The following is a 14,097-nucleotide window of genomic DNA, read 5'->3' as shown; positions in this document are numbered from 1 at the left end:
TCCTTTGCTTTTATTTTAAAAGAAAGAGGCTTGCTCGTCCGTTATTTTGCTTAGTCATTTATGTATACATATTTACAATTTCAGTTGCTTTCTTTTTTAAGGACTCCCGTAATTCTTTTGGTTCAATTACTTCTGCATAACGTCCTAAATTCAGCAATATATTTGCCGTAAAATCAAGGTCATCTCGACCAATTACTGATTTTATTGTTCCCGTTCCATCGTTATTTATGGTTATATGAGGTCCTAAGCTAGGATTTGCACTTGCTAACCGCACGCCTTCTTTTGTTATTTCAATATGCAACAATAGAGCCTTTTTGGGAATACAGTCTTGAGCTAACCATTTCTTTAACGTTAGCGATTCCGTAAAATCTTCACCTAAGTTCTCTATTTTTTTTACCCTATCTGCACGAAAAAGCAGGATTTTTTCTTTTTTATAGCTATATGCCGGAAAGTACCATAGACCTTCATGCGCATAAATACCAATTGGTTTAACAATATGCCCCTTTATCCCTGTTTTACTTTCATACTGAATCGCTATTTTTTTATGCTTCATTGCTGATAGCAATAAGTCTTTTAAAAGGGGGGCTTCCTCTGAACGATTTGGCGTTAAAAATACAACAAAATCTTTTATCTGTTCTAGCTGATTTCTTACATCTGCAGGTAAATGAGTATAAAACTTTGTTTTTACCCTCTGAGTATCTACTTGAAACGGGATTGTAGGATAATGAGTGATCATTTCAAGTAAAAAATACATCATTTTTCCTTCTTCCTCAGAAAAGAATAAAGGAGGCAATACGCGATTGTTCAAAACACGATAGCCGCCATATTTTCCTTTTTCAGCATATAAAGGAACCCCTAGCTCCTGTAAATCCAATAAGTAGCGCTGAACAGTACGCACAGACATATCAAACTCTTCTGCAACTTCTCTAGCAGTAAAATAGCGCTTCGCATTAATATAAAACATCAGTTCAAATAACTTTTTTGTTTTCATAATATTCACCTATCTATGACAGTTTTTGACGCATTTAAATGTTATTATCATACACGAAGCGGGTAAAATATAATAGCGATTTGCTAAGGAGGAACATGGCATGACAAGAAAAGTAATTTTATATATTGCAACTACAATTGATGGATTTATTGCGCGTGAAAACGGAAAAATTGATTGGCTAGTGGAGAATGAAACAAACGAAGATTATGGATATAATGAATTTGATGAAAGCATTGATACCGTATTTATGGGTCGACACACGTACGAACAAGTATTAACGTTCGGCGAGTTTCCTTATAAGGGAAAGGAAGTATTTGTAGTGACAACAAAAAAGGTCGGCAAATCTGAAGATATAACGTTCATCTCACCTACAGAAGTTCACGACAAAGTCACCGAATTAAAGAATCTGGAAGGGAAAAACATCTTTCTTGTAGGGGGCGGGTCACTAAATGCACTATTTTTAAATGAAAACTTAATTGATGAGTATTGGATCTTTCAAAAGCCTATATTGCTAGGAAGTGGCATTCCTCTCTTTCAAGGAAATGTAGCTGACACGCCACTTTCGTTAATTGATTCAAAAATTTATCCTTCTGGATTTGTTTTTCTTAAATTTGTGAATGATAAGAAGAGACTGAGACATAAGTAGTTCGGTCCTTACTATACCTGAACGATTGAGAGTTCATAACTTTTAATCGTTCAGGTTTTTTGGTTGATTGTGAAAACAATGTTGGAAACAGGGTGGAATGGAGCGTAGGACACTCGACTCCTGCGGGAAAGAGAGGGAAAACTGAGATCCCGCAGCGCAGCGAGGAAGCTCAGGTTCCTCCCCGCGGAAAGCGAGTGGCCGTAGCGCAATGGAACGAACGTGTTGAGACAAACTAAAGAGATGGGAACAGCTAGTGTTCGTCTTTTAGAAGCAATCATTTTGTTATGTCCCAAACTCTTTTATAATTCGTTATTCATCTCTTTTACTTGCTTGTCACTTGGCAATAACCACGTTAGAATTCCAATTAGAGGAAGGATACTACAAAACAGCATAATAAATTTTAGGCTATATATATCCGCTAACTTTCCAAATATAACGGCTCCCAGCGCTCCCATCCCGAACGCCAAGCCCACGATAAGCCCTGAAACAAGGCCGATTTTTCCAGGTAATAATTCTTGAGCGTAAACTACCGTAACGCTGAAACTAGATTGAAGAATAAAACCAATAAGCACTAACAACAGGGCTGCTGCACCAAGCATTACGTGCGGTAGCATAAGTGCAAATGGTGCTGACCCAAGCATGGATACCAACAAAACGTTTCGTTTTCCGAAACGATCTGCTAAAGGTCCCCCAAAAAAAGTGCCAAAGACTCCTGCAACCATAAATAAAAAGACATAGATTTGTGCATGTTTTATTGTGACTCCGTATGCTTCAATTAAATAAAATTGGAAGTAATTCAAAATCCCAGCTCCATACCACGAACGAGCAAAAACTAAAAAAATTAATAAAGCAACAGCGAATACTAATTTGCTTGTCACTTTCATTTCATTTACTGATCGCTTTTTTTGCAACTGTTTTCGAACAATCAGCTCTTGCTTGTACCACGTTGATACATAGTAAAGAGTTACAATACCAACTGCTGCCAAGAGTGTAAACCACATTGTACCAAACTGACCTAAGCTAATAAAGATAAAAGCAGTAAATAAAGGCGCCATCGACTGCCCCGTATTACCTCCTACTTGATAGATGGACTGAGCTAATCCCCTTTTCTGTCCAGCAGCCATATAGGCAACACGTGACCCTTCCGGATGAAAAATGGCTGATCCTAAGCCAATAAACAGCACGGACGCTAGAACAAAATAAAAGTTAGGTGCTAGCGCTAAGCCAATAATGCCGACTAAACTTAAACACATTGCAATTGGTAATAAAAATGGGAGTGGCCGCTTATCTGCGAAGATACCAAATACCGGCTGCATGATAGAGGATGTCATATTCAGCGCAAATGCAATCCAACCAATTTGCGTATAATTTAAATTCATTGATTGCTCTAGAATGGGAAAAAGCGCTGGAACAACTGATTGCATGCAGTCGTTTAAAAAGTGACCTAAGCTGATAGCAAATAAAATACGATAAATAGTTTGTTCTTGTTTCGTTTGTAACTTTACTGCTGCTTGCATATAAAACCTTCTTTCTATTACCTTCTCGTTCCTGTATAAACTTTCTATGAACTTGTATTATATTCTTCAACCAAAGAAAATTTCCTTTTTTGAAAAGCAATTATATTTATATCAACCTACTATTTTGATAAAATGGAAAAGTAAGCGTTTTATATAAAGCGTGTGGGAGGAATGAACAATGGTTAAAAATAAAGTTGTATTAATTACAGGGGCTGCTCAAGGAATTGGCTTTCAAATCGGCGAGCGTTTTGCTGAACATGATGCAAAGGTTGTCTTGACTGATTTAAATGAAGAAGGTGTTAAAAAAGCAGAGCAAGAACTCTCTTCAAAGGGATATGACGTCTACGGTGTAAAAGCAGACGTCACAAATGAAGATGATATTAAATCGATGATTAACGCTGCTTCTGCAAAATACGGAAAAGTTGACGTATTAATTAACAATGCGGGCATGCAGTTTGTCTCCCCACTCGAAGAGTTTCCAACTGAAAAATTTGAACTTTTATTAAAGATTATGCTGACTGCACCTTTTGTTGCTACAAAGCACGTCTTTCCTCTTATGAAGCAGCAAAAATTTGGTCGCATTATCAATATGGCATCCATAAATGGCTTGATTGGCTTTGCAGGAAAAGCTGCTTATAACAGTGCAAAACACGGAGTCATCGGCTTAACAAAAGTAGCGGCGCTAGAAGGTGCTGAACATGGAGTAACCGTTAACGCTATTTGCCCTGGCTACGTAGATACGCCTCTTGTCCGTAACCAATTACAAGACTTAGCTCGTACGAGAAACGTTGAGCTCGAGAAAGTACTTGAAGAAGTAATTTATCCACTCGTCCCTCAGAAACGTTTATTAGATGTAAGCGAAATTGCCGATTACGCCCTCTTTCTAGCAAGTGATGCAGCAAAAGGCGTGACCGGTCAAGCTGTCGTTATTGACGGGGGATATACGGCTCAATGAAAACAAGAGAGGGCTCTTTTAGCCCCCTCTTGTTTTCAAGATTAAGAGAAAGGTGAAGTATTCTTGTTAGAATCCAGACGACTCACTTCCTTATCTTTCCATTTAAAACCTATGCTTTTCACTACTAGCTCTTCACTCCCACTATGCTACACTAGTGATAGAAACAGAACGGGGGAACATGTATGATGATAGCATCTTTAGCAGATAGCATCATTTCAGAAATCAATCATCTAATTCATGAAGATTTAATTGTAGCCGATACGTCTGGCATGATCATCGCCAGCACGGATAAAAACCGAGTAAATACATTTCATGAAGGAGCTCTCATTTGCACGCAAAAAAAGCAAAAGTTCATTATTACTCAAGAAAATCAAGCTCCTTTAAAAGGCGTCAAAGCGGGAATTAATCTTCCAATCCTTTTTCAAAATCAAATTGCTGGTGTAATTGGTATTACCGGTAACCCAGAACGCGTATCCGCTTACGCCGAAATTTTAAAAAGAATGACTGAACTAATGATGAATGAACGCTACTATTCCGAGCAGCTTGAATGGCAAGCGCGAGCACTTGAAGCGTTTGTATTCGATTGGGTCCAAAAATCCGATTGGAGTGAAGAATTTATCCACCAAGCGGAATTGATTGGTATCGATCTTTCAATTGAACGACAAGTTTTAATTGGTCACTGTTCAGACGTAATGAATAACAAAATGTTAAAAGATCTTATGGAGAACTTTAGTCAGGACAACAAGGATGTGTTTGTTCGCTGGGGAAACGACCGCTTTGTTATTTTACAAGCTGACCAAAAGACAAAGGAACGTACGCTTCACTTTGCTAAGCAAATTAGCCGCCATTTCAAAACTCGATATCAAGTAAACGCTTCAATTGGAATTGGACAACCTGCTTCTCCTAGAATGGTTCATCAATCTTTTCACGAAGCGGAACGAGCTTTGAGTACTGCAAAAAAATCCGGAGCTATTATATTTGATGATGACCTTCGTCTTGAAATGTTGTTAAAAGATATAAAAAAAGAAACAAAGGTTGAATTTATTCGCAGAACCATTTCCCAGGTTATGAATGATCAAGAATTAATAAAAACTGTTAAAACGTTTTTAAGGCAAAATCAATCCTTCAAAGCTACGGCAGATGCACTGCACATTCATATCAACACGCTACACTATCGAATAAAGCGAGTCGAAGAATTAACTGGACTAAACCTTCGCCATACCGAGGACTTGCTCATTTTTCACCTCGCTTTTTTGTTTTTAGATGAATAACCAACGATACCGCATAAATAACTGCTACACTTTAGAGGATTAACCATAGTTAATCCTTCTTCTATTTCTTATTATAAAAGTAAGAATTCGTTTACTTAAAAGGAGCTATAACCATGATACCTATTGAACTAAAGAAATCCTTTGAAGACATTGTCGGCGCCCATAATTATGATGACTCAAAAGCTGGTCGACTCGTTTACTCCTACGATGCTACACCTCAATTCCAATCACTGCCTGATGCCGTTATTGCGCCCAATAACACTGAAGAAGTAGCAGCTATTGTAAAACTATGTAATGAATATAAAATTCCGATTGTACCTAGAGGGTCGGGCACAAACTTATGCGCAGGAACCTGTCCAACTGAAGGTGGTATCGTTCTTTTGTTTAAACATCTAAATCAAGTGTTAGAAATTGATGAAGAAAACCTAACTGCTACAGTTGAGCCAGGCGTCATTACCTTAGATTTCATCCACCAAGTAGAAGAAAGAGGTCTGTTTTATCCTCCAGATCCAAGCTCGATGAAAATTTCTACAATCGGGGGAAATATCAACGAAAACTCAGGGGGGCTTCGCGGTCTTAAATATGGCGTTACGCGCGACTATGTGTTAGGGCTTGAGGTTGTACTCGCAAATGGAGACGTTATTAAGACGGGAGGAAAGCTCGCAAAAGACGTAGCTGGCTACGATTTAACACGCTTGTTTGTTGGTTCTGAAGGAACTCTTGGAATCATTACAAAAGCAATCTTAAAACTAATACCAATGCCTGAATCAAAAATGACGATGCTTGCTCTTTATCAAGACCTTGAAGCCGCAGCAAAATCGGTGTCAACGATTATTGCGAATAAAATTATTCCGACTACGCTTGAGTTCTTAGATCAACCAACATTAAAAGTCGTAGAGGATTTTGCTAAAATTGGGCTTCCTACAGATGTAAAAGCTGTTTTATTAATTGAACAAGATGGACCAATTGACATTGTGAAGCGAGACATGCTGAAGATGGCTGCCATTTGTGAAAGAGAGCATGCTGTATCGGTAAAGGTAGCTGATTCAGAAAAAGAAGCTGATGATCTTCGCACAGCAAGAAGATCTGCCCTATCAGCTTTAGCGCGTTTAAAGCCAACGACTATTTTAGAAGACGCAACGGTTCCAAGATCTGAAATTGCAAAGATGGTTGTGGCCACTAATGAAATTGCTAAAAAATATAACTTAACAGTTTGTACATTCGGTCATGCTGGAGACGGTAACCTTCATCCAACATGTTTAACAGATGTACGAAACCATGAAGAAATTGAGCGTGTTGAAAAGGCCTTTGAAGAGATATTTATTAAAGCGATTGAGCTCGGAGGCACAATTACAGGTGAACACGGAGTTGGCGTCATGAAAGCTCCTTATCTTGAGCTTAAAGTGGGCAAAGAAGGAATTGCTGCAATGCAAGCCATTAAGAGTTCCCTAGATCCAAATAACATTCTCAACCCAGGGAAAGTTTTTGCTAAAGATTCCCGAAAACGAGTGGTGATTACAACATGACAACAGTTAAAGAACGCGAGAAAATCCAAAAGCAATTTAAAGAACAAATGAATGAAGATGAACTATTAAACTGCATGCGCTGTGGTTTTTGCTTACCAACCTGCCCTACTTATATTGAATCAGGCTTTCAAGAATCGCATTCTCCAAGAGGAAGAATTGCGCTCATGAAAGCCGTAGTTGACGGTGTTATTGAGCCTGATGAAGATGTAGAAAAATCGTTAAACATGTGCCTTGGCTGTAGAGCCTGTGAGCCTGTATGTCCTTCTGGAGTCAACTATGGACATTTACTTGAAGAAGCAAGAGATATTATCAATCAAAATAAAAAGCACTCTATTCCTGTAAAAACGATTCGAAAAGTGGTATTTGAAGGACTGTTTCCTCATCAAAACCGCATGCAAAACGCGACAGGGTTACTTAGCTTTTATCAGCGTTCTGGCCTTCAACGAATTGTTCGCTCTACCGGAATACTAAAGCTTCTTCCAGACAACCTAGCGTCAATGGAAACAGTATTACCAACTGTTCCTCCTTTAAAGGAAATGAAAAATCGACCTACCCATTTGCTTTCAAAAGTTGAAACAAAAAAACGAGTGGCCTTTTTTTCTGGTTGCTTGATGGATACCATGTTTATGAAAACAAATGATGCTACAATGAAGCTACTTCAGCTTGCGGGTTGTGAAATTGTGATTCCTAAAAATCAAGCTTGCTGCGGGGCTTTACATGGTCACAGTGGTGAAAAAGACGGAGCGAAACAGCTTGCGAAGCGCAATATTCAAGCCTTTGAAGATTTAAAAATAGATTATATTATCACAAATGCAGGAGGCTGTGGTGCTTTTTTAATTGATTATGATCACCTGTTAAAAGATGATGTTAACTGGGCTGAGCGCGCTCAAGCGTTCTCTAAAAAGCTGAAGGATATAAGCAGTATTCTTGTCGATCTTGAATTTTTCAACATGAAACTTTCACTGCCTCAACAAGTGATTACGTATCAAGATTCTTGTCACTTGCGCAACGTCATGAAAACATCAAGTGAACCTAGAAAGCTTTTAAAAGCCATTGCTAACGTAGAATATAGGGAAATGAAAAATGCAGATAGCTGCTGCGGATCAGCTGGTATCTATAACATCGTTGAATCTGAAATGTCCATGCAAATCCTCGATACAAAAATGAAAAATGCTGTGGCTACACAAGCTACAACGATTGTGACAGCTAATCCAGGCTGCCTTCTTCAAATGAAGTTAGGAATTGAAAGGGAAGGATTATCCTCGAAAGTAAGGGCTGTTCATCTCGTGGATTTATTACTTGAAGCCGTGCAAGAATAACCCTAAAAAAGGAGCTCTACAACTAGAGCTCCTTTTGCTATTTCTGTTATTTCCACCACGTATCAAACATAGTTGCCGGAAGCTGGCGCTTATGCTCAGTCATTCGATAGCGCTTCTCAATCTTTTCAGCTACTTCTGGCCCCACTTCTTTTCCTTCTAAATAATCATCCAGCTCATCATATTTAATGCCTAATTCCGTTTCGTCTGCTTGGCCTGGCTTGTTATCCAATAAGTCTGCAGTTGGAACCTTTTCATATAAGCGCTTATCTGCACCTAGTTCTTTTAGTAATTCTTTTCCTTGGCGCTTTGTTAATCCAGATAACGGTAGGACGTCTGCTCCACCGTCTCCATACTTCGTGAAAAATCCTGTGACTGCTTCAGCAGCATGATCTGTACCTATTACCAATAGTCCATGTTCCCCGCCAATTGCGTACTGCGTAATCATACGAACACGTGCTTTCACATTTCCTTTATGAAAGTCTCCCAATTCATGACCAGCTGCTTCATTAAAAGTTTGAGAAAATGACGTAACTGTTTTTTCAATGTTAAATGTAATCGTTTCATCAGGCTTAATAAAATCCAATGACGCTTGCGCATCGTCTTCGTCTTTTTGAACTCCATACGGCAAACGAACCGCGATGAATTTTGCTTCATAACCTTCTTTACGAAGTTCTTCAACTGCAAGCTGAGCAAGCCTTCCTGCTAAGCTTGAGTCTTGACCTCCACTAATCCCTAACACAAGCCCCTTCGCGTGAGCTGTTTTTACATATGTTTTTAAAAAATCAACGCGTTTACGAACCTCTTCTGATGAAGTGATTGTTGGAGAAACGTTTAACTCTTTCATAATTTGCTGTTGAATTGTCATAATAAGCTCCTTTCAATTTCTCACTTATCTTTTATATAAATGATGATTCTTAATATAGTCATAGCATGCGTCTGGTAGTAAATAGCGAGGTTCTCCACCTCTGGCGAATTCCTCTCTGATATAAGTAGAGCTAATTTCCATAGCTAATCCTTTATCTAAGAGCTGAAAGCGACCATCATCATAATTTCGTAAAAGCGGTGAGCGGCTAATTGCTTGTAACATGTCAATGCCATTTCGAGCCATGACAATAAACTGATTTTCGCTGACAAGCTCTTCTGACATTTTCCATTTACCATCCGCAATATCAACCAGTAAGTCTGCACCCATGATGAAATAGAAATTTGCTTTTGGCAAAAGCTTTTTGAAATAATCCATTGTGTAGTATGTGTAATGATAACCTGGCAATACGTTTAATTCATAAGTATCTAATAAAAATTTAGGATTAGTTGAAATAGCTTTTTGAATCATGGCAACGCGATGGTCATCGGTTATTTGCAAGCGTTTATCTGTACGTTTATTAGAAGATGGAAGAAAGATAATATAATCTAGCTTTTTACGATGAGCTACGGTTGATGCGGTCCACAAGTGCACATTAGTAATTGGATCAAAGGATGAACCGTATATTCCAATCTTTATTCCCGGTGAAGTAAGCTGATTGAGTTGCTTCGTATCATTTAACTGTTTCAGTTCGTTCCACTTATTTTCTTCCATCTTCAGTATCCCCTTTTACGCTTGATTTAATTTGGATGAGACTTTTTTACGCACTTCATTTATTTGACGTGCTTTGTTTTCCCAGCATTTCTCACTTAAATCAACTGGGTATTCCTCTGGATTTCGCGTTCGTTTATACTCATCCCAAAGTAACCCTAAGTTATCTTCTGCATACTGTTGGATCGTCTGTAAGTTTGGCGTTTGATACACAAGCTCTCCACTTTTGTATATATCTTGATGAAGTTCTTTTGCTTCAAAGTTTGTCACGAATTTACTAATAAATGTATGCACTGGGTGGAACATTTTTAATCGTTCTTCACTTTGTGGATCTTCACCTTCAAGGGTAATGTAGTCACCTTCTGATTTGCCGTTCAGCTTATTGATGATACGATATACGCGCTTTAAGCCTGGTGTACTTACTTTTTCAGGGTTAGCGCTAATTTTAATTGTATCAACCATCTCACCGTTTTCTCCTTCAATAGATACGAGCTTGTATACAGCACCTAATGCAGGTTGGTCATATGCCGTAATAAGCTTTGTGCCAACACCCCACATATCGATTTGAGCACCTTGAGACTTCAAGTGCATAATAGTGTCTTCATCGAGATCATTTGAAGCCACAATTTTTGTATCAACAAATCCCGCTTCATCTAAAAGCTGACGTGCTTTTTTAGAAAGATATGTTAAATCTCCGCTATCTAATCGAATCGCTCGAAAGTTTATTTTATCTCCTAATTCTTTTGCAACTTTAATAGCATTTGGCACGCCTGATTTTAAGGTATCATACGTATCAACTAAGAATACGCAGTCTTTATGGCGGCGCGCGTATTTGTGAAACGCTACGTACTCATCTTTATAAGCTTGAACCATTGAGTGAGCATGGGTTCCTGCTACTGGGATACCAAATTTTTTCCCAGCTCTCACGTTTGATGTTGCCTGAAATCCACCGATGTATGCCGCTCTTGTTCCCCAGATTGCTGCATCCATTTCCTGAGCGCGGCGAGTACCGAATTCCATTGCTACTTGATCTCCAACTACATGCTTAATGCGAGAAGCTTTTGTAGCAATTAGCGTTTGGTAATTAACAATGTTTAAAATAGCCGTTTCAACAAGCTGGGCTTCAATTAACGGGGCTTCAATTCGTAAAATGGGCTCATTTTGAAACACAAGCTCCCCTTCTACCATTGAACGAATATTTCCTGTAAAGCGTAGCTCTTTTAAAAAGTCTAAGTAGTCTTCTTTAAACCCTACTTCTTCACGTAAATACGTAATGTCTGATTCTGAAAAACGAAAGCTTTCAATATAGTTTATAATGCGTTCTAATCCCGCAAATACTGCATAGCCGTTTCCAAATGGAAGCTTGCGAAAGAACACCTCAAACACTGATTTTTTGTTATGAATACCATCTTCCCAATACGTTTCACCCATATTAATTTGATACAAATCCGTATGCAGCATAACGCTATCATCTTTATACACAGTCATTCTATTTTCCTCCAAATAATCAATCCACAACTTATTTAATAACCGTTGCGTTTAATGAATTCTTAAAATGAGTTAACGCCCATTCATGCCCTACTTGGTTAAAACTTGCAACCGCTTTTTCATACACGGTGATACTAAATCCTTTATTATACGCGTCTACAGCAGTATGCAAAACGCAAATATCGGTGCATACGCCTACTAGATGTACCTCAGTAATTCCTCTTTCCCGAAGCTTCATTTCCAAATTTGTGCCTGCAAAAGCACTGTATCTTGTTTTATCCATCCAGTAAGTGTTTTGGTTTTCTTTGTACGTATCATATACCTCTTGTAACGTACCGTATAAACTTCTTCCCTTTGTACCTTTAATATTATGTGGCGGATATAGTTTGGTTTCAGGATGGTATTGATCCTTTTCTTCGTGCAAATCAATTGCAAATACCACATAGTCACCGTTATCGATAAATTGCTTAGTTAAGCTAACTATTTCTGATTCAATTTGCTGTCCAGGCTCTCCACAAGTTAAAGCTCCTTTATCGTCTACAAAATCATTCGTGTAATCGATGTTTAAAAGTGCTTTCATTACTTTTCCCCCTTATCATTAATTAACAATAAACAAATTGTTTATTAATTAATATCTAGCTGTGTAGATAGATGTAGCAAAATCTGCATCAATAAACCGATATAGCTTTGTTGGCTTTTTAGATGTTCTAGTCGTTGTTTGTCCTTCTACTTCTTCAATAAAAGGCAGCATTCGAATCTTACGCGCAAATGCTTGATCACTCCTAATTGCCGGATTATCCGTAATTGTAAGCAATACAGCCTGAAGCTCTGAATACGTAAACATTTTAGGTAAAAATTTTTGTGCAACCGTCGTCTGAAGGAGATCTTTTTTAATTTCAGCAATTCCATCTTGAATAATTTGAGCATGATCAAATGCCAGTGGTAGTGAAAAAACTTCTTCTAAATCAAAAAGTTCAACGTTTGCTGCATCATCATTTGCTTGTCTTTTAGCTAACATTTCTTCTGGTACAATGGCATAGTGAGCATTTGAAATAACCCATCCCCGTGCGTCTCTCCCAGGTTTATCATAGACTCCATACTGCTTCATATGAATACCAGCTACACCTGTTTCTTCTTCTAGTTCACGCTTAGCTGCTTCATAAGCGGATTCAGCAGGGTGCACAAATCCACCTGGAAGCGCCCATTTGCCTGCTTCTATATTTTGTTCACCTTCAGCATTTAAAATTGCTCGTTGAATCAACATTAGTTTTAGCACCATTTTTGGTGGCTTATATGCTTCTTTTTCAGTAGCTACAATCGTAAACACAGCAATATCTGCCGTATATCCGTATGGCTTTGGATATTCTTTTTTTACATTTTTTTGATCATGATTTAACATTGCTCTATCTCCTGATTAGTTTTATAATTAACAATTTGATTAATGTTAATTATACGTACTTTTTTTATAATGTCAACAAAAAGAAGTGAATTTATGCTTGGATAATAAAAAAAGCACCGTCGTATAGGGGACTGACCCCATAAAGTGAGACAAATAAAAAACACCTTTAAGTTGAAAACTGGGTATGTAGTACCTAACAATCACTTGGAGGTGTTTTTTCTATGGGAACAAGAGTCAGTTATCCAGTCGAAATAAAGTTAAAAGCGATTGAAATGAGGTTAGCCGGTGTACCTGTAAAAGAAGTATTATCACAACTAAACATTCGGAACCCTACCCAATTAAAAACATGGATGAAGTGGTATCAAAATGGGGATGTACACCGGTTGGAACAGCCAGTAGGCAAGCAATATGCCTATGGAAAAGGTCCTGATTTTGAAAACGAGACAGCTAAGTTAAAGACTGAGAACCGACAATTAAAGCAACAAATCGAGATTTTAAAAAAGTACAAGGAATTGGAAAGGAAGTGGTACCAGAAATCGCAGTGAACCTAGTGGAAGAGTTAAAAGAACAAATCCCTATTTATCAAATCTGTTTCCATCTTGGTATTCCTCGGTCCACTTACTACCGTTGGAAGCAGCATAGTCAACAGGATACACGAAAGAAATGGATGGAACAGCAAGTGGGTGAACAATGTCGTGCACACAAGTTTCGATATGGCTATCGGAAAATCACAGCTGTACTCAAGCGAACCATGAAGATTAACCACAAGTTTGTGCAGCGTACCATGCAGAAATACGGTTGGCAATGTCGCGTTAAACGGAAGAAACGGCAGCGAACAGGGCAACCTTATCAGGTTGCAGAGAATGTATTAAAACGTGACTTTCGAGCTGAACGCCCTCTTCAAAAGCTCGTGACTGATATTACGTACTTGCCTTTTGGGCCGAAACCATTGTATCTTTCAAGTATTCAAGATTTATTTAACGGAGAGATTATTGCGTATTCCATAGGTGATTGTCAAAATGTCGCGTTTGTTTTAGACACGCTTAACCAACTCCCTTCTCTACTGGAAGGGTGCACGTTGCATAGTGATCAAGGCTCTGTGTACACATCGTATGCTTATCAACAAACAATTAAAGAGAAAGGCATTATCATGAGTATGTCCCGAAAAGGGACGCCTGCAGATAATGCCTCAATTGAATCGTTTCATTCCTCACTAAAGTCTGAAACGTTCTACCTTGACGAGTTGACATACACTACGACTACCATCATAGAGCAAACCGTCAAAAGCTATATTACGTATTATAACCATGCCCGTATTCAAACAAAATTAAACAACCAGTCTCCTGTACAATACAGAAAACGGGTTGTTTAAAAGGTGTTTTGATTCCTGTCTCAAAAACAGGGGTCAGTCC

Annotated in this window: 13 protein-coding genes; 6 read left to right on the top strand and 7 right to left on the bottom strand. The window is 38.4% G+C overall.

All coding sequences use genetic code 11. From position 1 onward, the window contains the following. Nucleotides 1–58: 58 nt before the first annotated feature. Entirely contained in the window at nucleotides 59–991 is a 933-nt protein-coding gene (locus tag LZP85_RS07665) for a helix-turn-helix transcriptional regulator (protein WP_206833461.1), read from the bottom strand. Between the two features lie 100 nt (nucleotides 992–1,091). On the opposite strand from LZP85_RS07665, the gene LZP85_RS07660 reads away from it, so the two are divergent. Continuing rightward, the gene (locus tag LZP85_RS07660) at nucleotides 1,092–1,637 is read left to right on the top strand and encodes a dihydrofolate reductase family protein (RefSeq protein WP_234562133.1); all 546 of its coding nucleotides are present in this window, start codon (nucleotides 1,092–1,094) and stop codon (nucleotides 1,635–1,637) included. A gap of 299 nt (nucleotides 1,638–1,936) precedes the next feature. On the opposite strand, the gene LZP85_RS07655 is transcribed toward LZP85_RS07660, so the two are convergent. Continuing rightward, nucleotides 1,937–3,154 carry an MFS transporter gene (locus LZP85_RS07655; protein WP_119542790.1) on the bottom strand — a complete coding sequence of 406 codons (1,218 nt, stop codon included), beginning with the start codon at nucleotides 3,152–3,154 and terminating at the stop codon, nucleotides 1,937–1,939. A gap of 178 nt (nucleotides 3,155–3,332) precedes the next feature. Between LZP85_RS07655 and LZP85_RS07650 the strand changes: the two genes are divergently transcribed. The 4 genes from LZP85_RS07650 to LZP85_RS07635 all read left to right on the top strand — a co-directional run bounded on the left by LZP85_RS07650 (nucleotide 3,333) and on the right by LZP85_RS07635 (nucleotide 8,225). Continuing rightward, complete coding sequence (locus tag LZP85_RS07650; RefSeq protein WP_025910483.1) at nucleotides 3,333–4,109, top strand: 3-hydroxybutyrate dehydrogenase; 777 nt, start codon at nucleotides 3,333–3,335, stop codon at nucleotides 4,107–4,109. A 182-nt stretch (nucleotides 4,110–4,291) separates the two neighbouring features. Then, nucleotides 4,292–5,380: a CdaR family transcriptional regulator gene (locus tag LZP85_RS07645; protein ID WP_119542789.1), complete on the top strand. Its 1,089-nt coding sequence runs from the start codon at nucleotides 4,292–4,294 to the stop codon at nucleotides 5,378–5,380. Nucleotides 5,381–5,493: 113 nt separating this feature from the next. Next, a complete protein-coding gene (glcD, locus tag LZP85_RS07640) occupies nucleotides 5,494–6,906 on the top strand; it encodes a glycolate oxidase subunit GlcD (protein ID WP_061785246.1) in 1,413 nt (470 codons plus the stop codon). Further along, nucleotides 6,903–8,225 carry a (Fe-S)-binding protein gene (locus LZP85_RS07635; protein WP_119542788.1) on the top strand — a complete coding sequence of 441 codons (1,323 nt, stop codon included), beginning with the start codon at nucleotides 6,903–6,905 and terminating at the stop codon, nucleotides 8,223–8,225. Before glcD ends, LZP85_RS07635 begins: the two co-directional genes overlap by 4 nt. 46 nt (nucleotides 8,226–8,271) lie before the next feature. Here LZP85_RS07635 and nadE read toward each other — a convergent pair whose 3' ends face one another. The 5 genes from nadE to LZP85_RS07610 are packed head-to-tail and all read right to left on the bottom strand — an operon-like array spanning nucleotide 8,272 to nucleotide 12,685. After that, nucleotides 8,272–9,090, bottom strand: a complete 819-nt coding sequence (gene nadE, locus LZP85_RS07630) for an NAD(+) synthase (protein ID WP_206833458.1) — start codon at nucleotides 9,088–9,090, stop codon at nucleotides 8,272–8,274. 24 nt (nucleotides 9,091–9,114) lie between these two features. After that, nucleotides 9,115–9,801, bottom strand: a complete 687-nt coding sequence (nadD, locus tag LZP85_RS07625) for a nicotinate (nicotinamide) nucleotide adenylyltransferase (RefSeq protein ID WP_119542787.1) — start codon at nucleotides 9,799–9,801, stop codon at nucleotides 9,115–9,117. 15 nt (nucleotides 9,802–9,816) lie between these two features. Next, complete coding sequence (locus LZP85_RS07620) at nucleotides 9,817–11,286, bottom strand: nicotinate phosphoribosyltransferase (RefSeq protein WP_062686461.1); 1,470 nt, start codon at nucleotides 11,284–11,286, stop codon at nucleotides 9,817–9,819. A 31-nt stretch (nucleotides 11,287–11,317) separates the two neighbouring features. After that, the gene (locus LZP85_RS07615) at nucleotides 11,318–11,866 is read right to left on the bottom strand and encodes a cysteine hydrolase family protein (protein WP_061785244.1); all 549 of its coding nucleotides are present in this window, start codon (nucleotides 11,864–11,866) and stop codon (nucleotides 11,318–11,320) included. A 48-nt stretch (nucleotides 11,867–11,914) separates the two neighbouring features. Continuing rightward, nucleotides 11,915–12,685, bottom strand: coding sequence for an NUDIX hydrolase (locus LZP85_RS07610; RefSeq protein WP_061785243.1), 771 nt, complete (start codon nucleotides 12,683–12,685; stop codon nucleotides 11,915–11,917). A gap of 221 nt (nucleotides 12,686–12,906) precedes the next feature. On the opposite strand from LZP85_RS07610, the gene LZP85_RS07605 reads away from it, so the two are divergent. Next, nucleotides 12,907–14,057 (top strand): IS3 family transposase gene (locus LZP85_RS07605; RefSeq protein ID WP_234561726.1). Its coding sequence is split into 2 segments (ribosomal slippage): nucleotides 12,907–13,180 and nucleotides 13,180–14,057, totalling 1,152 coding nucleotides; the frame shifts between segments, so codons are not numbered across the junction. Nucleotides 14,058–14,097 lie beyond the last annotated feature (40 nt).

This window comes from Priestia flexa (assembly GCF_021441905.1).
GTDB classification, from domain to species: domain Bacteria; phylum Bacillota; class Bacilli; order Bacillales; family Bacillaceae_H; genus Priestia; species Priestia flexa.
Note: the sequence above shows the minus strand (reverse complement) of the source record. Positions and strands in the feature narration are given on the sequence as shown.

Excerpts from the sequence above, each read along its gene's own strand:
- nadD (WP_119542787.1), bottom strand. The coding sequence starts at position 9,801 with ATGGAAGAAAATAAGTGGAACGAACTGAAACAGTTAAATGATACGAAG.
- LZP85_RS07610 (WP_061785243.1), bottom strand. The coding sequence starts at position 12,685 with ATGTTAAATCATGATCAAAAAAATGTAAAAAAAGAATATCCAAAGCCA.
- LZP85_RS07655 (WP_119542790.1), bottom strand. The coding sequence starts at position 3,154 with ATGCAAGCAGCAGTAAAGTTACAAACGAAACAAGAACAAACTATTTAT.
- LZP85_RS07645 (WP_119542789.1), top strand. The coding sequence starts at position 4,292 with ATGATGATAGCATCTTTAGCAGATAGCATCATTTCAGAAATCAATCAT.
- nadE (WP_206833458.1), bottom strand. The coding sequence starts at position 9,090 with ATGACAATTCAACAGCAAATTATGAAAGAGTTAAACGTTTCTCCAACA.
- LZP85_RS07660 (WP_234562133.1), top strand. The coding sequence starts at position 1,092 with ATGACAAGAAAAGTAATTTTATATATTGCAACTACAATTGATGGATTT.
- LZP85_RS07635 (WP_119542788.1), top strand. The coding sequence starts at position 6,903 with ATGACAACAGTTAAAGAACGCGAGAAAATCCAAAAGCAATTTAAAGAA.
- glcD (WP_061785246.1), top strand. The coding sequence starts at position 5,494 with ATGATACCTATTGAACTAAAGAAATCCTTTGAAGACATTGTCGGCGCC.
- LZP85_RS07650 (WP_025910483.1), top strand. The coding sequence starts at position 3,333 with ATGGTTAAAAATAAAGTTGTATTAATTACAGGGGCTGCTCAAGGAATT.
- LZP85_RS07615 (WP_061785244.1), bottom strand. The coding sequence starts at position 11,866 with ATGAAAGCACTTTTAAACATCGATTACACGAATGATTTTGTAGACGAT.
- LZP85_RS07620 (WP_062686461.1), bottom strand. The coding sequence starts at position 11,286 with ATGACTGTGTATAAAGATGATAGCGTTATGCTGCATACGGATTTGTAT.
- LZP85_RS07665 (WP_206833461.1), bottom strand. The coding sequence starts at position 991 with ATGAAAACAAAAAAGTTATTTGAACTGATGTTTTATATTAATGCGAAG.